Origin of the sequence: Acrocarpospora phusangensis, from assembly GCF_016862995.1 — a bacterium.
GTDB lineage: Bacteria > Actinomycetota > Actinomycetes > Streptosporangiales > Streptosporangiaceae > Acrocarpospora > Acrocarpospora phusangensis.
In genome coordinates this window covers 1-20,157 of the sequence record NZ_BOOA01000115.1, presented here as the reverse complement: position 1 = coordinate 20,157, position 20,157 = coordinate 1, and the positions used below count along the sequence as shown (strand labels likewise).

At 68.2% G+C, this 20,157-nt stretch carries 23 protein-coding genes, 2 tRNA genes and 1 other RNA gene; 10 read left to right on the top strand and 16 right to left on the bottom strand.

Features of this window, described 5'->3' with window-relative positions:
* The 3 genes from Aph01nite_RS37650 to Aph01nite_RS37640 all read right to left on the bottom strand — a co-directional run bounded on the left by Aph01nite_RS37650 (position 1) and on the right by Aph01nite_RS37640 (position 2,109).
* Entirely contained in the window at positions 1–768 is a 768-nt protein-coding gene (locus Aph01nite_RS37650; protein ID WP_204045857.1) for a metallophosphoesterase, read from the bottom strand.
* A 75-nt stretch (positions 769–843) separates the two neighbouring features.
* Positions 844–1,296, bottom strand: a complete 453-nt coding sequence (locus Aph01nite_RS37645) for an SRPBCC family protein (protein ID WP_204045856.1) — start codon at positions 1,294–1,296, stop codon at positions 844–846.
* Between the two features lie 27 nt (positions 1,297–1,323).
* Complete coding sequence (locus Aph01nite_RS37640) at positions 1,324–2,109, bottom strand: helix-turn-helix domain-containing protein (RefSeq protein WP_239162276.1); 786 nt, start codon at positions 2,107–2,109, stop codon at positions 1,324–1,326.
* 242 nt (positions 2,110–2,351) lie between these two features.
* Between Aph01nite_RS37640 and Aph01nite_RS37635 the strand changes: the two genes are divergently transcribed.
* Positions 2,352–2,669 (top strand): hypothetical protein, encoded by a 318-nt coding sequence (locus Aph01nite_RS37635; RefSeq protein ID WP_204045855.1) that lies wholly within the window; start codon positions 2,352–2,354, stop codon positions 2,667–2,669.
* 100 nt (positions 2,670–2,769) lie between these two features.
* On the opposite strand, the gene Aph01nite_RS37630 is transcribed toward Aph01nite_RS37635, so the two are convergent.
* Positions 2,770–3,525: an ABC transporter permease gene (locus tag Aph01nite_RS37630; RefSeq protein ID WP_204045854.1), complete on the bottom strand. Its 756-nt coding sequence runs from the start codon at positions 3,523–3,525 to the stop codon at positions 2,770–2,772.
* A 201-nt stretch (positions 3,526–3,726) separates the two neighbouring features.
* A complete protein-coding gene (locus tag Aph01nite_RS37625) occupies positions 3,727–4,590 on the bottom strand; it encodes an ABC transporter ATP-binding protein (RefSeq protein ID WP_204045853.1) in 864 nt (287 codons plus the stop codon).
* 133 nt (positions 4,591–4,723) lie between these two features.
* On the opposite strand from Aph01nite_RS37625, the gene Aph01nite_RS37620 reads away from it, so the two are divergent.
* The 3 genes from Aph01nite_RS37620 to dnaN all read left to right on the top strand — a co-directional run bounded on the left by Aph01nite_RS37620 (position 4,724) and on the right by dnaN (position 8,138).
* Positions 4,724–6,196 carry a sensor histidine kinase gene (locus Aph01nite_RS37620; protein WP_204045852.1) on the top strand — a complete coding sequence of 491 codons (1,473 nt, stop codon included), beginning with the start codon at positions 4,724–4,726 and terminating at the stop codon, positions 6,194–6,196.
* A 2-nt stretch (positions 6,197–6,198) separates the two neighbouring features.
* Entirely contained in the window at positions 6,199–6,846 is a 648-nt protein-coding gene (locus Aph01nite_RS37615) for a LuxR C-terminal-related transcriptional regulator (protein WP_204045851.1), read from the top strand.
* Between the two features lie 197 nt (positions 6,847–7,043).
* A complete protein-coding gene (dnaN, locus tag Aph01nite_RS37610; RefSeq protein WP_204045859.1) occupies positions 7,044–8,138 on the top strand; it encodes a DNA polymerase III subunit beta in 1,095 nt (364 codons plus the stop codon).
* A 6-nt stretch (positions 8,139–8,144) separates the two neighbouring features.
* Here dnaN and Aph01nite_RS37605 read toward each other — a convergent pair whose 3' ends face one another.
* The 6 genes from Aph01nite_RS37605 to upp form a co-directional block, all read right to left on the bottom strand.
* Positions 8,145–8,831, bottom strand: a complete 687-nt coding sequence (locus Aph01nite_RS37605) for a FadR/GntR family transcriptional regulator (RefSeq protein WP_204045850.1) — start codon at positions 8,829–8,831, stop codon at positions 8,145–8,147.
* A gap of 102 nt (positions 8,832–8,933) precedes the next feature.
* Positions 8,934–10,262: a helix-turn-helix domain-containing protein gene (locus Aph01nite_RS37600; protein WP_204045849.1), complete on the bottom strand. Its 1,329-nt coding sequence runs from the start codon at positions 10,260–10,262 to the stop codon at positions 8,934–8,936.
* A 147-nt stretch (positions 10,263–10,409) separates the two neighbouring features.
* Positions 10,410–10,940: a PH domain-containing protein gene (locus Aph01nite_RS37595; RefSeq protein ID WP_155339877.1), complete on the bottom strand. Its 531-nt coding sequence runs from the start codon at positions 10,938–10,940 to the stop codon at positions 10,410–10,412.
* Positions 10,937–11,113, bottom strand: coding sequence for a hypothetical protein (locus tag Aph01nite_RS37590; protein WP_155344952.1), 177 nt, complete (start codon positions 11,111–11,113; stop codon positions 10,937–10,939). Before Aph01nite_RS37590 ends, Aph01nite_RS37595 begins: the two co-directional genes overlap by 4 nt.
* Before the next feature lie 77 nt (positions 11,114–11,190).
* Positions 11,191–11,406: a three-helix bundle dimerization domain-containing protein gene (locus tag Aph01nite_RS37585; RefSeq protein ID WP_204045848.1), complete on the bottom strand. Its 216-nt coding sequence runs from the start codon at positions 11,404–11,406 to the stop codon at positions 11,191–11,193.
* 169 nt (positions 11,407–11,575) lie between these two features.
* Positions 11,576–12,214, bottom strand: coding sequence for a uracil phosphoribosyltransferase (upp, locus tag Aph01nite_RS37580; protein WP_204045847.1), 639 nt, complete (start codon positions 12,212–12,214; stop codon positions 11,576–11,578).
* A 140-nt stretch (positions 12,215–12,354) separates the two neighbouring features.
* On the opposite strand from upp, the gene Aph01nite_RS37575 reads away from it, so the two are divergent.
* The 4 genes from Aph01nite_RS37575 to Aph01nite_RS37560 all read left to right on the top strand — a co-directional run bounded on the left by Aph01nite_RS37575 (position 12,355) and on the right by Aph01nite_RS37560 (position 13,915).
* Complete coding sequence (locus Aph01nite_RS37575; protein WP_204045846.1) at positions 12,355–12,843, top strand: tRNA adenosine deaminase-associated protein; 489 nt, start codon at positions 12,355–12,357, stop codon at positions 12,841–12,843.
* Positions 12,844–12,858: 15 nt separating this feature from the next.
* Positions 12,859–13,341, top strand: coding sequence for a tRNA adenosine deaminase-associated protein (locus Aph01nite_RS37570; protein ID WP_204045845.1), 483 nt, complete (start codon positions 12,859–12,861; stop codon positions 13,339–13,341).
* A gap of 14 nt (positions 13,342–13,355) precedes the next feature.
* Positions 13,356–13,784 carry a tRNA adenosine(34) deaminase TadA gene (tadA, locus tag Aph01nite_RS37565; protein WP_204045858.1) on the top strand — a complete coding sequence of 143 codons (429 nt, stop codon included), beginning with the start codon at positions 13,356–13,358 and terminating at the stop codon, positions 13,782–13,784.
* A gap of 43 nt (positions 13,785–13,827) precedes the next feature.
* Positions 13,828–13,915 (top strand) — tRNA-Ser (locus tag Aph01nite_RS37560).
* 70 nt (positions 13,916–13,985) lie between these two features.
* Here Aph01nite_RS37560 and Aph01nite_RS37555 read toward each other — a convergent pair.
* From Aph01nite_RS37555 to Aph01nite_RS37535, 5 genes are all read right to left on the bottom strand, one after another.
* Positions 13,986–14,282, bottom strand: coding sequence for a type II toxin-antitoxin system VapB family antitoxin (locus tag Aph01nite_RS37555; RefSeq protein WP_155339870.1), 297 nt, complete (start codon positions 14,280–14,282; stop codon positions 13,986–13,988).
* 72 nt (positions 14,283–14,354) lie between these two features.
* Positions 14,355–15,206, bottom strand: coding sequence for a KPN_02809 family neutral zinc metallopeptidase (gene ypfJ / locus Aph01nite_RS37550; protein WP_204045844.1), 852 nt, complete (start codon positions 15,204–15,206; stop codon positions 14,355–14,357).
* A gap of 46 nt (positions 15,207–15,252) precedes the next feature.
* Positions 15,253–16,170, bottom strand: coding sequence for a KPN_02809 family neutral zinc metallopeptidase (ypfJ, locus tag Aph01nite_RS37545; protein ID WP_204045843.1), 918 nt, complete (start codon positions 16,168–16,170; stop codon positions 15,253–15,255).
* A 67-nt stretch (positions 16,171–16,237) separates the two neighbouring features.
* A complete protein-coding gene (locus Aph01nite_RS37540; RefSeq protein ID WP_204045842.1) occupies positions 16,238–16,447 on the bottom strand; it encodes a hypothetical protein in 210 nt (69 codons plus the stop codon).
* Between the two features lie 405 nt (positions 16,448–16,852).
* Positions 16,853–16,938: transfer RNA gene (locus Aph01nite_RS37535), tRNA-Ser, on the bottom strand.
* Positions 16,939–17,042: 104 nt separating this feature from the next.
* On the opposite strand from Aph01nite_RS37535, the gene ffs reads away from it, so the two are divergent.
* An RNA gene (gene ffs, locus Aph01nite_RS37530) (signal recognition particle sRNA small type) lies at positions 17,043–17,138 on the top strand.
* Positions 17,139–17,199: 61 nt separating this feature from the next.
* Complete coding sequence (locus Aph01nite_RS37525) at positions 17,200–20,097, top strand: DNA polymerase III subunit gamma and tau (RefSeq protein WP_444978700.1); 2,898 nt, start codon at positions 17,200–17,202, stop codon at positions 20,095–20,097.
* Positions 20,098–20,157: the final 60 nt, after the last annotated feature.

The window sequence follows — 20,157 nt, the reverse complement described above, 5'->3', positions numbered from 1 at the left end:
CTAGGGGAGTGCGCGGTAGTGGGTGGTCAGGTGTCCGTTGTCGAAGATGTGGAGGGCGAAGGCTGGGGGGAGGTCGTAGTCGACTGGGGGGCGGGTGGTGCTTTCGAAGGGTGGGAGGGCGGTGCTGACGACTCCGGGGGCGACCAGGAGGGGGCGGTTGGCGAAGGTTGTGGCGGCGGCGGTGTGGGCGTGGCCGACGAGGGTGGCGACGACGTGGGGGTGGCGTTCCAGGATGGCGGCGAGATTCTCGGGTTCCTGTAGGCCGATTCCGTCGACGTAGGGGATTCCGAGAGGGGTCGGCGGGTGGTGCATGCCGACGAAGACAGGGCCGGTTTCGGTGGTGAGGGTCGCGTCCAGCCAGGCGAGGGTGGCGTCGTCCAGGCGTCCGTCGGGGCGTCCGGGAATGCTGGAGTCACACAGGATGATCGTGGCTCCGGGCACCCGCAGAACCTGGTTGACGGGTGCGTCGGGGACATCGTCGCTCAGGGTGACCGGAGAGCTTGGTCCGGGGCTGGAGTCGAGGAGGACCTTGCGGAAGGGGGCGCGGATGTCGTGGTTGCCCGGGCAGATGATCGAGGGATGGCGGGTCTTCAGGGCGGCCTGGGCGATCGTGTACTCGTCTTCGGCGCCGTTGTCCGCGATGTCACCGGTGACGAGGACCGCGGTGACGTCCAACCCCTCGACGTACGACATGATGCGCGTGGTTCGTTCGGTGTTGCGGTCGCTTCCGTCGATGTGGACGTCGCTGACATGGGCCAGAACAATCATGGGCACTCCTCGCAGACCTTGGCCCTCAGGTTCTCACGGGCCGTCGAACACGTCTGCGAGGGGTGATCCCGGGGGTCAGCTCGTGGATTCGGCTGGGGACAGGCGGGCGCTGAGGATTTGGGCGCGGGCGAGCTGGACTTTGCGGGCCTCGCCGGCGGCGTAGCGGAGCAGGAACCACGGGGCGTGGAGGTCGAGGCGGTCCTCGATGCGGGTGCCGTCGCCGTCCGCGGAGAGGTCGAAGCGGTATGCCATGCGGATGTTGCCGGGGCTGCGGACCTCGCCGTACAGGGAGAGGGCTTCGGTGAAGAGTTCGACTTTGATGGGGTTGTCGTGGGTGATGAAGCCGAGGAACTTGAAGCGCTCGACGGCGGTGTAGCGGATCACGCCGGGGGATGAGCGGTCCACGTCGCGTACGGCGATCACGATGGGGGACAGGCCCACGTAGTTTTCCGGGGTGGTGAGATGCTCGAACACCGCCTCGGGGGTGGTGTTCACGTGGAACGTGTTCGTCAGCACCTTCTCCGGCACGCCTGCCTCCAGTCGCGGAACAAAGATCTAGTCCGCGAATTCTGACATCTCCCGACGCGTCTGATCATCCGCGGGAAAGAACGATTCGATGGCCAACTCGGCTACGGTCACATCAAGCGGAGTCCCGAAGGTCGCGATCGTGCTGAGGAATGAGAGTTCGCGGTCGCCGTACCGGATTCGGAGGGGGACGAGGATGTCGCCGGGGCCGGGGAGTTCGATCTCCGGTTCGGGTTGGTCGCAGGGGTAGGTGACCAGTTCCGCGTACAGGTCGGAGAGTTCGGGGTCGGCGGTGACGGCGATCTGGCGGCGGAGGCGGCCGAGCAGGTGGGCTCGCCATTCGCCCAGATTGACGATCCGGGGAGCCAGGCCGTCGGGGTGCAGCGAGGCGCGAAGGACGTTTCCCAACAAGTCGGGATCTATACCGGAGGCCAGGCGGGTGATGCCCTCGTTGGCGTCCACGAGGTTCCAGTGGCGGTCCACCACGACCGCCGGGTACGGATCGTGTCCGGTCAGGATCCTCCGGATCGCGTCGTAGACGGCGGCCATCCGCGGGGACACCAGGGTCGATTCGCCGTAAACGGGAGCGAAGCCGGCCGCCAGGAGGAGCCGGTTCCGTTCGCGGAGCGGCAGGTCGAGGTGGTCGGCCAGCCGGAGGACCATCTCCCGGCTGGGGTTCGCCCGCCCGGTTTCCAGGAAACTGATGTGCCGCGTGGAGATCTCCGCCTGAATCGACAACTCCTGCTGGCTGAGCCGCCGATGCTCCCGCCACTGCCGCAGCAGCCCGCCCACCGACCGTTGTGCTGTCACCGTCACGACCCCGACGTTATGCCGCCGACAGAATGCCGGCCATTACCTCGAACGTAAACGCCCAGCTCAATCCGTATGCATCGGCACGAGCATCTCCTACTCGGCGTCTTGCATGAGGGCGGAACAGAGGTGGTGGGCATCGGCCTGCAACAGACCCGAGATCAGATCATCAAGGTCCTCCACGGCGACATCCTCTGAGCTTGCTCCATGATCGACGCATTCTCAAACGCACATGAAATCATCTTGATGTGACCATCGGTGGTAAGCACGACGTCCAGCGGTCGCCTCACGAGCAATTGGCGGTCGTGTTCGCAGCCGTGAGTGCCGCGCTGCTCGCCATGTTCCTGTGGGAATACCATGATTGGCTGCTTGTGCCGATGTGGGTCGTGGTCACAGCAGCCGTCGGCGTACCGATCGTGGGGGCTTTATTCGGGTGGGATCAAGGCCGTCGGTACCGTCGTGGGTATCAGCGGTTCGGAGCGACTGTCGGATTCTGCGGCGCCTGCGTGGTCGTGTTGGTCGTCGGCGGGGTGACCATGGTCACGGCTGCGTTCATGTATTTCTAGGGTGACAGCTGGCCCTCCGTGGAGTTTCACGGTTGCCTTGAACGTCAATGACGGCCCCCGCCGGAGGCGGAGGCCGTACCAGGACAGAGGGCTTGAGGGGTTATTCCCAGCGGAACCAGCGGGTGGCGGCGAGGATGCCGGCGGCGGCCCAGGCGGTCATGACGCCGAGGTGGAGCAGGCTGGGGGCCTGGTTGGAGAGCACGTCGGTGAGGGCCTGCCCGAACGCGCCGGCCGGGCTGTAGTCGCTGACCACGCGCAGCCAGTCCGGCATGAGCGCCCGGGGCAGCCACATGCCGCCCAGGAAGAGCAGCGGGAACATGATGCCCGCGCCGGCGCTCTGCACGACCCGCGAGTTCGGCGCGGCCGCCGCCAGCGCCAGGCCGATTCCGAACATCGTCACCGAACCCAGGAGGAACACCCCGACGAAGGCCAGGAACATCGGCGGGTACGGAATCTCCAGCACCAGATGCCCGGAGACCAGCATCAGCGCCGTCGCCACGATCGACGCCGCCGCGTTGATGACCAACTGCACGGAGAGGACCGAGATGGGCTTCACGGGCGTGGTGGACATCCGGCGCAGAACGCCACGCTCCCGGTAGACCACCAGCGTGGCCGGCAGGATGCTGAACGCGACGGTCAGCACCGAGAGCAGGATCATCATGCCCGGGAGATGGGTGTCGACCGGTCGTACGCCGCCGAGGTCGTCGGCAGGTTCGCGGAAGTCGGGGATGGTCGCGCCGAGGATCAGCAGGAGCGCGAGCGGGAGGACCACGGCGAAGAAGGCGGCTAACGGTTCACGCAGGTAGAGCTTGATCTCGGTAATCGCGAGACGGGTGGGGAAGGCGATGGCGCTCATGGGGGGCTCCTCGGTTGGTCGAGCGAAGAAGTTCGGCCGGTGAAGTTCGGCTTGTGATGTTCGGCTGGTGAAGTGAGGTCGGCGTGGTTGCTGAGCGGCTGGCGATGGCTGCATGCCGGGCCTGCGCTGTTATCCGGTGCCGTTTACGCAGGTGAGGCTGGTCGCCGCACAGGTGCCAAGCTCAGCGCTAAAGGGCTCGGGTCAGGTGGCGGAGTGGCCGGTGAGGGTGAGGAAGGCGTCGTCGAGGGTGGTGCGTTCGGTGCGGAGTTCGGAGATCTGACCGACGGGGAGGGCGGCGACGACCGCGTGCAGGGCGTTCGTGTCGCCGGTGACGGTGACCAGGTCGCCGTCAACCACGACCGAGGCCACCTCGGGCAGCGACTTCAGGCTCTCCACCGACCCCGAGGTCCGGAAGATCACCCGATCCGAGCCGTCCGCCCGTGCGATCAGCCCGGCCGGCGTGTCGACCGCCAGCACCCTGCCGTCGGAGATGATCGCGACGCGGTCGCAGAGCCGTTCGACCTCTTCCATGAAGTGCGTGACCAGCAGCACCGTGACCCCGCGCTCCTTGATCCGCTCGATCAGGCCCCAGGTCTCGCGCCGCGCCTGCGGGTCCAGCCCGGTGGTCAGCTCGTCCAGGATGGCGATCCGCGGGTTGCCCACCAGGGCCAGCGCGATCGACAGCCGCTGCCGCTGCCCGCCGGAGAGCTTGGCGAACGGCTTGCGCGGGTCCAGGCCGACCTCGGCGAGCAGGTCGGCGGGGGAGGCGGGGTTGGCGTAGAAGGAGGCGTACAGGCTGAGTGCTTCGCCGACGCGCAGTTTGTCGGGGAGTGAGCAGTCCTGCAGCTGCACCCCCACCTGCTGCTTGAGGTCGGCGCCGACCTTGATCGTGCCGCTCGTCGGGGTACGAAGCCCGGCCACACACTCGACCGTGGTGGTCTTGCCGGCGCCGTTCCGCCCGACAATTCCGAAGATCTCCCCTTCTTCGACCGCGAAGGAGACGTCGGCGATCGCTACCTTGTCGCCGTACCGCTTGTGGAGGTTCTCGACCTTGATGATTTCCATACGTCGAAAGGTAGAAATTCGGCGTCCGCGGCAGAATGCGTCTGGCGACCCAGTGCGGGTGTACCTATCCCCACCCCTCTCGTACGCCTTCGCCCACTGCCTTGACGGAGGCGATTCGTCCAGACTTGGGGCCATGAAGCACATCAGGGCACTCGGCCACGGGCTGGCGTTGTTCGCATTGGTGCTCGTCCAGGTGCCGACGGCGTTGATCGCGCTGCTCGGCGTCGTCCTGTCCTTCGTTCTGGGGATGGTGTTCCTGCTGTGGCCCTCGGTCCGCCTGGTCCGCTGGGTCACGGCCCTGGACCGGCGCCTCATCAACCGCTGGGCGGGCCTCAAGATCGAGGAACCCTACAACCCCCCGCCCCCTCCCCCCGTACGGCAACGCGACGGCTGGTACCGGGACGGACGCACCCTCTACCGCAAACCCACCATCCCCGCCTTCAACGCACGCCTGGGCTGGCTCGTACGCGACCCGGCCACGTGGAAGGAACTCGTCTGGCTCCTCATCGACCCCTGGAGCCGTACGGTCCTGGCCGCAGGCCCGACCCTGCTCATCGGGTACGGCATCTACCAGATCTGGCAGGGCAACCCCTGGGGTCTGCTGTTCGCCGTGGCCGCGGTCGTCATCGCGCCCTGGGCGCTGCGCGTCTACGCCCTCTACGCGATGGCCATGCTGGGCCCGAACCACGCCACCCACCTCGTCGGCCAGGTGCGCCACCTCAACCAGGTACGCGTGGAGGCCGCCGACTCCCAAGCCGCCGAACTGCGCAGGATCGAACGCGACCTGCACGACGGCGCGCAGGCCCGGATGGTCGCCGTGGGCATGACGATCGGCGCGGCCGAGCAGCTCCTGACGACCGACCCGGAAGCGGCGCGGGCGCTGCTGTCCAAGGCCCGGGAGTCCTCCGCGACCGCGCTGGCCGAACTGCGGCAGCTGGTCCGCGGCATCCACCCGCCCGTACTGGCCGAGCGCGGTCTGGGCGACGCGATCCGGGCGCTCGCGCTGGACAGTCCGCTGAAGGTCGACGTCTCCATCGATCTGGATGAACGGCCGGAATCCCCCGTCGAATCCGCGGTGTACTTCGCGGTGGCCGAACTCCTCACCAACGCCTCCCGGCACGCGGCCAAGGTCACCATCGACGTCAGCCGTCGTGACCGGGCGCTGCGCGTCACCGTCGCCGACGACGGGCCCGGCGGCGCCACCGTCATCCCCGGCGGCGGTCTGGCCGGAATCGAGCGCCGGCTGGCGACCTTCGACGGAGTGCTCGCGCTCAACAGCCCGCCCGGCGGTCCCACGGTCGCCACGCTGGAGCTCCCGTTCGCGCTGTCCGCCATGGAGCCCGAGTCTCCGGTGAGCGGCCGACGGGCCGCGGCCATGGCCATCTGCTGGAGCCTGTGCTGGGTCCCGCTCATCCCGCAGGGCATCGTGGCCGGATTCATGCTGATCTTCGGCGCCCCCACCAAGTCCTGGTTCCTGGCGCTCCACATGCCCGCGCCGTTCCAGTGGCCGACCGTCTTCGCGATGATCGCCCTGGGGGCCGGCATGCTGGCCGGCGGAATCATCCTGGGGGCCTCGGCCAACGACGAGAAGGCTCTAGGCTGCTGATCATGAAGGTCGTCCTCGCCGAAGACCTGCACCTCCTCCGCGAGGGCCTGGTCCTCCTCCTGAGAGCCCACGACTTCGAGGTGGTCGCGGCCGTCGAATCCGGCCCCGACCTCCTCGCCGCCCTGCTCACCCACCGCCCCGACGTCGCGGTCGTGGACGTACGCCTCCCGCCCACGTTCACCGACGAGGGCCTCCAGGCCGCCCTGGCTGCCCGGCGCAAGATTCCCGGCCTGCCCGTCCTCGTCCTGTCCCAGCACGTCGAACAGCTCTACGCCCGCGAACTGCTGGCCGACGGCACCGGCGGCATCGGCTACCTCCTGAAGGACCGCGTCTTCAACGCCGAACAGTTCATCGACGCCGTACGCCGGGTGGCCGCCGGCGGGACCGCCATGGACCCCGAGGTCATCGCCAAACTCCTGGCCAGCAACTCCAGAAACGAGCCCGTGGCCCGCCTCACCCCCCGCGAGCGCGAGGTCCTCGAACTCATGGCCGAGGGCCGCTCCAACGCCGCCATCGGCCAGCGCCTGTTCCTCAGCGAAAGCGCCGTCGGCAAACACACCGCCAACATCTTCGCCAAACTCGACCTGTCCCCCAGCGACGACGACAACCGCCGAGTCCTGGCCGTCCTCGCGTACCTGAACGAAAAGTAACCACTCAGAATTCGGGCGGGATCTGAAAGCAAAAGGATTTTGCTTGTCTGGATCGTTCTGCACCGGCGATGGATGGGCTGCTCAGGATTTGCGGGGTCTGGGGTGGTCTGGGGAGTGGTGACAGACTGGGAGGGGGTGGGTTCTGTCGGTGGTGGTGGGTAGCTTGGCAGCGGAACGTGGGCTCACGGGAGGTTGCGGTGAAGGTTCAGGTCAACCGGGATGTGCTGGCTGAGGCGGTGGCTTGGGCGGCTCGGGTGATTCCGGGGCGGCCGGCTTTGCCGGTGTTGTCGGGGTTGTTGCTTGAGGCGGACTCTGAGCTGCGGGTTTGCGCGTTCGACTATGACGTGTCGGCGCGGGCCGAGGTGGAGGCGGATGTCGCCGAGCCGGGGCGGGTGCTGATTCCGGGGCGGGTGCTGGCGGAGATCACGCGGAGTCTGCCGGGGCAGCCGGTGGAGATCGTGACGTCGGGGTCCGAGGCCGTGCTGACCTGCGGGAGTGCGGAGTTCGGGCTGTTGACGTTGCCCGTGGAGGATTTTCCGACGCTGCCGGTGTTACCGCCGAAGATCGGTGCGGTGGGCGGGGGCGTGTTCGCGACCGCGGTGGCGCAGGTGGCGGTGGCGGCCAGCCGGGATGACACGTTGCCGATGTTGACCGGGGTGCGGATGGACATCGATCAGATCAATGTGTCGATGGCGGCTACAGATCGTTACCGGATCGCGGCCCGGGACTTCCTGTGGACGCCGGAGCGTGACGATGCCGCGCACGCGGTCGTCGTGCCGGCGAAGGTGCTCGTCGATGTGGCGAAGGCGCTGCGCGGGGGTGAAGTGTCCGTGGGGCTGGGCAACAATGTCGCGGGCTTCGAGAGCCAGGGTAAGGCGACGACCGTGCGGCTTCTGGACGACCAGTTCATCGACTATCGGGCCCGGCTGACCAGCGAATGGCCGATCCGCGCCACGATCAAGGTGGCGCCGTTCGTGGAGGCGATCAAGCGGGTCACGCTGGTGGCCGAGCGCAACACCGCCGCGGTCCGGCTCACGTTCTCCGGTGGCGAGGTCCTCATCCAGGCTGGTGGCGGCGACATCGGCCGCGGCGCCGAGATCGTCGACGCCGAACTGGACGGCGACGACATCGTGATCGCCTTCCAGCCCCAGTTCCTCCTCGACGGCCTGGCCGGCGTCGCCACCGAAAACGTCCACCTCAACATGGACTCCCCCACCCGCCCGGCCCTCATCACCGAAGAAGGCGACGACCCATCCTTCCGCTACCTCGTCATGTCCCTCCGCCTCCCCTGACAGCCCTCAGGGGAGTTCGTGGGTGTCGGTCAGGGCTATGAGGATGTGTTCCATGCAGGCGTGGCCGGCGTGTTCTGCGGCGGCGGCGTCGCCGGCGGCGATGGCACGGACGATGCCGTCGTGGGGGATGTAGTTGTGTTCGAGGGTGCCGCCGGCGGCGGCGATGCTGGTGCGCAGGGCCGCGGAGAAGTCGGCGTAGAGGTCGATGAGGACGCGGTTGTGGGTGGCCTGCACGATGGCGACGTGGAAGGCCAGGTCGGCTTCGACGAAGGCGTCGGGGTCGCCGCCTGACCAGGCCTGTTCGCGGCGGGCGAGGGCCTTCTCCATGGCGACGATGTCGGCGTCGGTGCGCCGGGTGGCCGCCAGCCGGGCCGCCTCGACTTCGAGGGCGCGCCGTACTTCGAGGATTTCGAGCTGTTCGGCGGCGCGCAGGCGGCGGGCCATCGCGCCGGAGAGTTCGCTGGTGGCGCGGACGTAGGTGCCGTCGCCCTGGCGGCAGTCGAGCAGGCCCGCGTGGGTGAGCGCGCGGACCGCTTCGCGTACAGTGTTGCGCCCCACGCCGAGTTGCTCGGCGAGCACGGTCTCGGTGGGGATCTTGCCGTGCAACTGCCATGAACCAGAGGTGATCTGCTCCTTGAGCTGGTCGATCACTTGGTCCACGAGAGACGCCCGCTGCGCCGTACGCAGACTCACAGTCCGCCTCCTCCGGGGAAACCAGTCATCCCATGAGTCAATGACTGGTCGACCCTAATTATTCCAGGGCATCCAGCACAAATCCGAATGCCCTGGGAGGAGCTATCGCGTGAGCACCGCGGGCACGGCCGTGCCGGGCACATTCGCGTGAATGCCCACGGCTTCGAGCGCCCTACGATACGCCCTGGCCTGGTTCTCGCGCGCACCGGCCTTGCCCCAGAGGTCGCCGAGCTCGCGCCAGGTCCTGGCGGTCTCGCGGTCCGGCTGCGGGGCGGCGCCGCTGAGCAGTTCCTGGGCCCGGCGCAGTTCGGCGCTCGCGTCCCGCGACCCGCTCAGGGCCACTTCCGCCAGCACCAGGTAGGCTGCCGCGGGCGTGGTGCCCCGCACGCCCACCAGGCCGTCGAGCGCCTGGTTGGCCAGCTGGCCGGCGTCGTCGGGGCTGCCGGCGCGGAGCCGTACGCGGGACAGGACGATCAGGCTGCGGGCGTGCTCCAGCATCTCGGCGGGGAAGGTCGCGAAGACCGATCCGGCGGAGACGGCCAGGTCGTTGGCGCGGTCCAGGTCGGCGCTCGCGGGGTCGGTCACGGTGATCCGGGCCCAGCGCATCGCGATCCTGGCCATGCGCAGCGCCACCCGCGCGGGCCGTCCGGCGGCGATGGCGTCCTCGGCCAGCTGTACGGCCAGCGCGGAGTCCTCGCCTTCGGCGGCGGTCACGCTGGCCTGCCAGAGCGCCAGGATCTCGTTACTGCGGTCGGCCACCGGGCTCACCCCGTTGGCGTCGAGCACCCGGTCCACGAACGACAGCCCGGTCTCGGTCTCGACCAGCGCCGCGGCCAGGTCCACCGCGAGGTCGCCCTGGTCGACGCTGAGCTGCTCCACCTGGGTGAGCGCCTGCGCGCCCAGGTCGCGGGCCCGCTGCAGGTCGCCCGCGCGCTGGTAGCAGCGGCACAGCGCCACGGTCAGCGGCAGCCCGGCGAGCCGCTCGGGGTGCGCGGCGGCCTCGCGGCGCAGCCGTTCGAACGCCTCGACGGCGCGGCCGATCCGGCCCTGCGCCTCCAGTGCCCTGGCCCGGCCGAAGCGGGCGTGCGCGGCGAGCATCGCGTTCTCCTCGCCGGCGGCCTTGACGATGTCGCTGAAGCGGTCGGCGGCCATCGCCGGGTCGCCGTGGAAGAGCTCGAGCTCCGCGTGGCGCAGACCCAGTTCGGTGTCGATCCGCTGCCGCGGTTCGATCCCGTGCAGCAGGAACTCCGTGGTGCAACCGAGCCTCTCGGCGAGCAGCCGCGCCACGACCGGCGTCGGCGTACGCTTGCCTGACTCGATCAGAGAGACGTAACTGTCGGATAGGTCCGGCCCGGCAAGTTGGGCTTGGGACATGCGCCTGCTCAACCGCAGGCCTCGGACGCGGTCACCTATGGTTCCCTGACTCGGCATCTGGTCTCTCAGGGCATGTGAATGGTCAATGGTCCCGCCATGATGGCACGAAGCCCCTCAATCGGGTAACCCTCCCGTCAAGAATCCCGAGGGGGAACTTTGTCCACACCTCGGGATTCGACCAGAGAAAGCCAGAATTTGCGGACGTCAGTCGTCTGAGTCGTCCTTGCTCGGGAAAATCATTTGGCAAACTTCGAGGTACAAGGTCTCCGGGTAAGGGATGTATGGGACTGACCGCAAAGCCTGATCCTGACCGGCCGATTCCATGACGAACTCACCGTACCCGAGCATGCGACCGAGCAGGTCGCGCTGGAAGCTCATGTCGGTCACCTTGCCGAGCGGCATCATCGCGACCTTGCGCGTGATCAGCCCGGTGGTGAGGAGCATGCGCGCCGACGTGACGACGAAATAGTCGACCGACCATTCCGCCACCTTCCAGACGAACCTGATGAGCAGCAGTAGCCAGGCCCACCAGATGACGACGAGGGCGTTGCCGCCGTTGTTCTCCCCCAGCCACTTGCTGAGCAAGCCGGCCAGGATGAGACCGCCGAAGATCTCGGCGACGGGGCGGAGCAGCACGGCCGGATGGCGCCGGACCATGATGACCTGATGCTCATGGGGGAGTAGGTAGCGGTTGACCGACGACGGGGCCGAATCCCCGTGGGTCACGAGCCTCATGTCAGACGCGCGAAGAATTGGGCCACGGAGTCCGCGGCGTTCATGACGCCGGTGACCGCACCCGTCACGGTGTCGGCTGCGTCATGCGGCCTCGACAACAGGTAGAACGCCACCAGGGCCACAGCTCCCCACTTAAGGATCTTCTTGACCTGCACTGCCGTCACCACTCCCATGAGGTATAGATTACCCAGGCACCTTGTTCGGTAAAGCGAAAAAAACCGGAACATCCGGCCTCGTTATGACGCCCCGCTTATGCGCTCTGCGCGGCGGCGAGGACCTGGAGATGTTTCCGGGCGATGCGCTCCACCAGCCCGGGATAGGCGTGACCTGTCACTTCCACAGCGCCATGGTGGGCCGCCTGAATACAGCGCGTGACGGTCGTGGCGGGGTGCACCCCCGCGAACTCATCTCGGAGCGCGGCCTCGACCTGCTCGTAGCGATCACTGTCGTCCGGAAACTGACTCATGGCTCTCCCTGGCGCGCGCCAATCGAGTGACGCAAAAGAGACGTCGTCATTACTCTACGTACCCGTGTCGGCACGCGCTGTAACTATGACGAGGGAAAGCCCGAGATTGGAATGATCGGGTGGGCGTGATCAAGCACGAAACCGGCTGATCACGGGGTGATCGGGACGATCAGACGACGCCGTACAGGCGGTCGCCCGCGTCGCCGAGGCCCGGCAGGATGTAGCCCTGGTCGTTGAGGCGCTCGTCGAGGCCCGCCGTGACCACCCGGATCGGGTGTCCCGAGCTCGCGAAGGCCTCGTCCAGGTACGCCAGGCCCTCCGGCGCCGCCAGCAGGCAGAGCGCGGTCACGTCCTCGGCGCCCCGGTCGAACAGGAACCGGATGGCGGCGGCGAGGGTGCCGCCGGTGGCCAGCATCGGGTCCAGCACGTAGCACTGCCGGCCGGACAGGTCCTCGGGCAGCCGCGTCGCGTACGTGGACGCCTCGAGGGTCTCCTCGTTGCGGATCATGCCCAGGAAGCCCACCTCGGCGGTCGGCAGCAGGCGCATCATCCCGTCCAGCATGCCCAGGCCCGCCCGCAGGATCGGGACGACTAGGGGCGAAGGCCGCGACAGCCGTACGCCCCGGGTGGGGGTGAGCGGGGTCTCCACGGTCACCTCGGAGACGCGCACGTCCCGGGTCGCCTCGTACGCGAGCAGGGTGACCAGTTCGTCGGCCAGCCGCCGGAACGTCGGCGAGTCGGTCCGTACGTCGCGCAGCGTGGTCAGCTTGTGGGCGACAAGCGGATGATCAACGACATGGGTCTCCATGGCAGCAAAATTTACCGCCAACCATTACCCGCACCGGAAGCGGCCCAGGGGTTTTGATCACAATTTGGCGCGAGCGCCGGACGGCATCCCCGCACTTCTGGGACCATGGCCAACGTGAAGACCGCGCCGGTGAGGGATCGATGACAGACGAAGACGCGCTTGACTTCGCCATAGTGGTCTACCGGGAGGACGACCACTGGGAAGCCGAGATGCTGCCGGTGGCGTTGACCTCAGATCTCCGTGGCCTCATCCAGGCCCTCCGCCAGCAGCCCAGCGACGGCGGCACGATTGGCTTGGTCGCGGTGGGGGATGACTTCTTCGTGGCGTTACGGGTCTTCGGCGAACGCGTCAGTGTCTTCCTCTCCGACATCACCGCGGCCTGGGACTGGCCCCTGGCGCGCCAGGTGCTCGACTATCTCGATGTGCCCGTGCCCGAGGAGGAGGAGCTGGACAGCGTCCTGCCCTGCGGCGACCTTTCGGTCTTCGCCGACCTCGGCCTTGACGAGATGGAACTCGGCGCCCTGTCCGGCGACGACGACCTCTACCCCGACGAGGTGCTCTTCAGCATCGCCGCGCGCCTCGGATTCCGCGACCCCTTCGAACGTGCCGTCGCCGCCGCCACCGGCTGACGTCGGGAGCTGGACATGCCCTCGAGACCGAATCTCTTCGCCGCCGCCTTCCTGCGCAACGGCTCCTCCTGGACCGGCGCCGAGGTCGACCTCTCCGAGGCGGAGATCGCCGACGACGTCGGCGACGCCGTCCAGGAGGCGCTCGGGCTGACCGGCGACGAACTGGCCGTGCTCTGCGTCGAGGTCGAGGACGAGTGGTTCGCCATCGTCCGGTACGACGGCGAGGAGGACCCCCGGGTCTTCCTGTCCGACGCCCAGGCCGGGCTGAGCGACTCCCTGGGTGAGCTGTTCGCGGAGCTGGCCGGGGTGGCGGTGGACAAGGAGACCCCCGACCTCGGCATCCGGCCCGCCGGGGACTTCGAGCTGCTCACCGATTTCGGGCTGAGCGCGGAGGAACTGCTGGAGCTCAGCATGGAAGAGGGCATGCTGCCCGCCGACACGCTCTCCGTGGTCGCGGAGCGGCTGTCCTTCGGGGACGAGCTCGACCGGTTGCGGTGACGTACGAGGACGCCATGCGGATGGCGCTGGCGCAAGCCGTACGGGCGGGAGAGCAGGGCGAGGTCCCGGTGGGGGCGGTCGTGCTCGGGCCCGCCGGGGAGCTGCTCGCCGAGGCGGGGAACGCGCGGGAGGCGACGCACGATCCGACCGCGCACGCGGAGATCCTGGCCATCCGGGCGGCCACCCGGGGGGACTGGCGGCTGACCGGGTGCACGCTGGTCGTCACGCTGGAGCCGTGCACGATGTGCGCGGGGGCGGCCGTACAGGCCCGGGTGGACCGGGTCGTGTACGCGGCGCCGGACGAGAAGGCGGGGGCCGCGGGCTCGCTCTGGGACGTGTTGCGGGACCGGCGGCTGAACCACCGTCCCGAGGTGCTGATGGGCGTGCTCGCCGACGAATCCACCGCTCTGCTGCGCGCCTTCTTCGCCGGCCGCCGCCCGTGAATGCGGGCGCGCCCACTCACCTTTGTCCGGTAAGCTGCTGCGCGGTGGTGTCTCCTAGTGGCCGATGGAGCGCGCCTCGAAAGCGCGTGTAGGGCAACCTACCGTGGGTTCAAATCCCACCACCACCGCCACACTCGAAAGCCGTCGACCTTCAGGTCGACGGCTTTTGTTGTTATTTCGCCGAATTAGGGAAACGCGGCGTCAATTCTCCAGTTCCAGGACCCGGGCGTGGAGCACGGAACGCTGGTGGAGAGCGGCGCGCAGCGCGCGGTGCAGGCCGTCCTCGAGGTAGAGCTCGCCCTGCCATTGCACGACATGCGGGAACAGGTCGCCGTAGAAGGTGGAGTCTTTGGCCAGCAGGGAGTGGAGGTCCAGGACCGCTTTCGTGGTGACGAGCGTGTCGAGCCTGACTTGCCTGGGGGGTATTTGAGCCCATTCGCGATGGCCGAGGCCATGCTCGGGGTAAGGGCGTCCGTCGCCGACCAACTTAAAGATCACGCTACGTAGTTTAGGAGAAAAGGGCCTGCTTTGCCTGCAGGTCGGTGCTTTGGCGTCGGGTCAGCGGCCGGGTCAGAGCGCGCCGGAGAAGGTGTCGCAGCGGTCGGGCTCACCGGATTCGTAGCCGGTTGTGAACCATTTCACCCGCTGGTCGGACGTGCCGTGCGTGAAGCCGTCGGGGTTCACCTGGCCCTGGCTGCGCTCCTGGATGTTGTCGTCGCCGACCGCGGCCGCGGCGTCCAGCGCCTCCTTGATGTCGGCCTGGGTGAACTCCTTGGCGTAGAAGCCGGTGCTCACCGCGTTCTTCGCCCACACCCCGGCGAAACAGTCGGCCTGTAGCTCCAGCCGTACGGAGTCGCTCTGCGGGCCCTGGTCCTGGCTGATCTTGTCCATGGTGCCGGCCAGGTTCTGGACGTGGTGACCGTACTCGTGGGCGATGACGTACGCCTGGGCGAACGGACCGCCGGCGGCGCCGAACTGGGACTGGAGCTGGTCGAAGAAGCTCAGGTCCAGGTAGACGTTGCGGTCACTGGGGCAGTAGAACGGGCCCACCGAGGAGCTGGCGGCGCCGCAGCCGGTCTGCACGCCGCCGGTGAACAGCGAGGTCCTGGCGGGTTCGTAGCCCTGGAGGGCCTCGCCCCAGTACTTCTGGATGCTGTTGACCACGCCGACCACGCGGCACTGCTCGTCCTGGTCGGCGTCGGCGCCGGTCTTGCACTTCTCGCTTAGGTCGGACGTCGGCTCGACGCCGGCCGGCTGGTCGCCGCCGCCCATGATGTCGCCCGGGTTGACCCCGAAGAGCAGGGCCACGATGAGGGCGATGATCCCGGCGGCGCCGCCGCCGATGGCGAGCCCTCCGCCGCGGCCCCCGCCCCGGTTCTCCACCTGGGACGTGTCCAGCTGTGCCTGGTCGTCGAAGTCCATCGGGGACGCTCCTGCGGTCGGTTGCTGCCGACCACCGCCCCTGCCCTCAGATCGCCCCGGTGAACGTGTCGCAGCGCCCAGGCTCGCCGGACTGGTAGCCGATGCTGAACCACTTCGTCCGCTGCGCCGAGGTGCCGTGGGTGAAGCCGTCCGGCGTGACGTAGCCCTGGACGCGCTTCTGGATCGAGTCGTCCCCGACCGCCGCGGCGGCGCTCAGCGCCTGGTCGATGTCCCGCTGGCTGAACGGCTCGGCGTAGAAGCCGGTACGGACCGCGTTGTGCGCCCACACGCCCGCGTAGCAGTCGGCCTGGAGTTCCAGGCGGACCGCGCCGCTGCTCGCGCCGTGCCGGTCGTTGCCGACCCTGCGCATGGTGCCGAGCAGGTTCTGGACGTGGTGACCGTACTCGTGGGCGACTACGTACGCCTGGGCGAAAGGTCCGCCCTGTGCGCCGAAGCGGGTGACCAACTGGTTGAAGAAGCTCAGGTCCAGGTACACCTTCTGGTCGGCGGGGCAGTAGAACGGGCCGACGGAGGAGTCGGCTTTTCCACAGGCTGTGGATACCGTCGCGCCGAAGAGCTGGGTCTTGGCCGGCGAGTACGTGCGGCCGCGGCCGGCGAACGCCTGCTTCCAGTAGCTCTGGATGCTGTTGACGATGCCGACGATCCGGCAGTCCTCCGACTGGTCGGCGTCGGAGCCCAGCCGGCAGCGTTCGGCCAGGTTGCCGGAGCGCTGGGGGGCGGGCGGCGGGGCCTCCCCGTACTGGCCGCCGTCGAGGCCGCTCAGCAGGGGCTGGCCGAAGAACAGGAGGGCGGCCAGGCCCAGCATGGCCAGCAGGCAGCCGCCCCGGCCGCCGATCGGCAGCACGCAGCCGGGCATCGATCCGCCGCCCCGCGGACCAGGGCCGGCGGCGCGGGAGTCCTCGACCTGGGATGGGTCCAGCTCGGCGTCGTCCTTGAAGTCCATTCCGCGCGCTCCCCCGAACGCCTGGGATATTACTCTCGGTAATCATCCCCATACTTGGTGGATTCACTCAGGCGCGGGGGCGCAGGAGCCGTACCAGGCGGTCGAGGACGTGGAGGGCGGCGCGGCGGCGGGCGGCGCGGCGGGACCAGACGGCCGGGAGGATCACCGCGAGGAGGATGGCGGAGACGAGGCCGATTCCGCAGAGGGCGACGATCGGGACGGTCAGGATTTCGCTCGCCCAGATGTTCGGCCCGTTTTCGCGTAAGCTGACGCGCACGTATGACACCTCACTCGTCGTACGAACAGGAAATGGCGGCCCCTCCGTGCCAGCGGAGGGGCTGTTCTTTTTGGGGCCAGAGTAGCGGGTGCCCAATGAGCACACCTGAAATCCCGACTTATTCGTCGAGGTGCCGTGTGGGGAATTCGGCCAGACCGTCAGGTCGTACGGGGAAATGCGCTGCCCGTGGCTGGTGGTGCAGGGCCTGAATGCGCCATCGTGCCAGGCCACCATGGTTTTCCTGGTTATTCATAGAGGAATGGCAGACCACTATTCGGTCTAATTCCGTGGCGCTTTACAAAAGTATGGGTGCGCTCTATAGGGAGCCTGCCGGACTGACCCCGGACGCGCGAAGGGGCCGGTTGGATCGACCGGCCCCTAGGCGTTCTGCTGCTCAACCAAGCGCGGAGGATAGGAGATTCGAACTCCTGAGGGGTTGCCCCCAACACGCTTTCCAAGCGTGCGCCCTAGGCCAACTAGGCGAATCCTCCGTCGAGAAGCTTACATGACTCGGGGCATGCGGCGCCCATTCCAACGAGGGAGGGGCAGCCTTCGCGGGTGGCCCCACGCACTGCCGGGCAGGGCTAGACTGTCTCAGGACCCCTCGCGCGGCGTCATCCTGTGAACCTCCCCAGGGCCGGAAGGCAGCAAGGATAAGCGGGCTCTGACGGGTGTGCGGGGGGTCTTCTGGTTTCGGGACCCTCGCCGGTCCCAGGCCCGACCATCGGCGACGCTCTCCCCGAGGAGACCGTATGAGTCTCGCGCTCTACCGCAAGTACCGGCCAGGGACGTTCGCAGAGGTCAAAGGGCAGGAACACGTCACCGAGCCGCTGCGGCAGGCGCTGCGGAGCGGGCGGATCAACCATGCGTACCTGTTCAGCGGGCCGCGTGGCTGCGGGAAGACGTCCAGTGCCCGGATCCTCGCGCGGAGCCTCAACTGCGAGCAGGGGCCGACGCCCGATCCCTGCGGGGTCTGCGAGTCGTGTGTGGCGCTGGCGCCGACCGGGCCGGGACATCTTGATGTAATCGAGATCGACGCGGCGTCGCACGGTGGTGTGGACGACGCCCGCGATCTGCGTGAGCGCGCCTTCTTCGCGCCGGTCTCCGCGCGGTTCAAGATCTACATCATCGACGAGGCGCACATGGTGACCCGGGAAGGGTTCAACGCGCTGCTCAAACTCGTCGAGGAGCCGCCGCCGCACCTCAAGTTCGTCTTCGCGACCACGGAACCGGAGAAGGTCATCGGGACGATCAAGTCCCGGACGCATCACTATCCGTTCCGGTTGATGCCGCCGGCGACGCTTCGGGCGTTGATGGAGGAGATCCTGGAGTCGGAGTCGGTGCCGTACGAGGCGACGGCGTTGCCGCTGGTCGTACGGGCCGGGGCGGGGTCCGCGCGGGACTCCTTGTCGATTCTGGATCAGCTGCTGGCGGGGGCGGATGATGCGGGGATCACCTATCAGCGGGCGGTGTCGCTGCTGGGGTATACGGACGGGGATCTGCTCGATGAGATCGTCGACGCGTTCGCGCGCGGGGATGGGGCGCATGTCTTCCATGCGGTGAACCGGGTCATCGAAGGCGGGCATGATCCGCGGCGGTTCGCGATGGATCTGCTGGAGAGGTTCCGGGATCTCGTCATTCTGGCGAATGTGCCGGAGGCGGCGGGGAACGGGTTGCTCGATCGGCCGGCCGATGAGCTGGAGCGGTTGCAGGGGCAGGCGGCTTCGATGGGGCCCGCGGAGTTGACCCGGGCCGCTGAGGTGTTCAACGCGGGACTCACCGAGATGCGCGGGGCTGCTTCGCCTCGGTTGCTGCTGGAACTGATGTGCGCCCGGCTGTTGTTGCCGGCTGCCGCCGCGGGTGAGGCTGCGCTTCTGGCCCGCCTGGAACGCCTCGAACGCGAAGGCCCCCGCCTCTCGTCTGGTACGGCTCCTGCCCATGGGGCGTCGGGTCATGGGCCTGGTGCGGTTTCTGCCCAGGGATCGTCCGGTCATGGAGTCGGTACTGGCTCCGTTCAGGGGGCGGGCATGGCTTCTGGCCTGGGCTCGGGCTCTGCGCAAGGGCCGCGGATGGTCTCGGGGCATGCTTCGGGTGGCGGGTCTGGGACTGCGTCCGCACAGGCGTCAGGGATGACGCAGGGGCATGCTTCGGGTGGCGGGTCTGGGACTGCATCCGGACAGGCGTCAGGGATGACGCAGGGGCATGCTTCGGGTGGTGGCTCCGGTGCTTCCGGGCAAGGGTCGGGGATGGCCTCGGGGCATGGGTCAAGCGGGGCTGTCGCTTATGAGGCCGGCGCTTCTGCGCAAGGGCCGGGGCACGGTTCCGCTGGTTCTGGGGCCTCCGGTGCTGGGAGCGAGGTCGGTGGGGCTGGGAACGTGGTTCCTGAGCCTCGGAGTGGGGCGTCGGCGGGTGGGCGTAGCCAGGCTGATGATGATTGGCCGGTGGCGGCTCGGCCGGGTATGCCCGTTGAGCAGCCGGTGGCGGAGCCTGCGCCTGTGACGGCTTCTGGAATGGGTGTGGTCGCGCAGGCGTGGCCGCATGTTCTGGAGGCTGTCAAGACGCGGCAGCGGGTCGCGTGGATGATCCTCAATGCGCAGGGTCGTCTGCTGGGGGCCGAAGGCAATCTGGTCACCGTGGGGTTCGAGAAGCCTGGTGACGTTCAGGGGTTCCTCAAGGGCAAACGTGACGAAGTGGTTGCGGCTGCGCTGGGGGATGTGCTGGGGGGGAACTGGCGCGTCGAAATCGTCGTCGGGTCGGGGCCTGCTGGGGGTTCGTCTCGGTCGACGGGTGTCCCGCCGTCGAGTGGCTCTCCCGGTGGTACGGCGCCCGCGGCACCGCAATCCGGTGGATCGCAGGCGAATCCGCGCGCTCAGGCTCATGGGTCATCTGCTGGTGCGGCGGGGTCCGCGAGCATGAGCACCCAGGGAACGTCGACGAACGGCATGGCCGGGGGGGCTTCGGGCGAGACTTCACAGGTCGGTGTGGCCGGAGGCGCACAAACCTCAACGTCGGCCGGGAGTGCGGCTACGGGCGTTCAAACGGCATCCTCGGGTGGGAGCCCGGCTACAGGCGCTCAAGTGGCGCCCTCGGGTGTGGGTTCGGGCGCTCAAGCAGTGTCGTCAGGCGGGGGTCCGGGGCTCGGCGTACAGGGCGGGAGTGCTTCGGGCGTAGGGGCGACTGCGCAAGGCGGGACTGCTTCCGGCGTAGGAGCGGCTACACGGGGCGGTGGCGCGGTCTCAGGTACAGGAACTTCGGGCACGGGAACGGCGTGGCAAGGCGCGGCTGCGGATTCAGGCGTGGGAACCTCGCCGTCTTCGGCTTCCGCCGACTCAACTTCGACCCGCCCCAGCCACACCACAACCGACGAATCCTGGCCCGACGCACCCTCAGACGACTTCGACGGCCCGGCCCCCGAACCAAGCCACTCAAGACCCACCTCGGGCATCGCCGCCGCCAAGTCAGCAGCCCGAGCGGCCGCCCAATCCGGGCCTCGCCAAAGCTGGCCAGAATCCATCCCCCCACGCAAGACCACACCCACCTCCGACGACTCGGACCCGTTCGCCGACTCCGGCGAGCTAAGCGGCCTGGCCCTCCTCCAAAAAGAACTAGGCGGCCGCCTAATCCAAGAAATCGACCACTCCCAGCCCTAGGCTCTCCACCACCGCCATACGGCCCTGCAACGTGGGTTTAGAGATCGCTGAAGTGGTTCT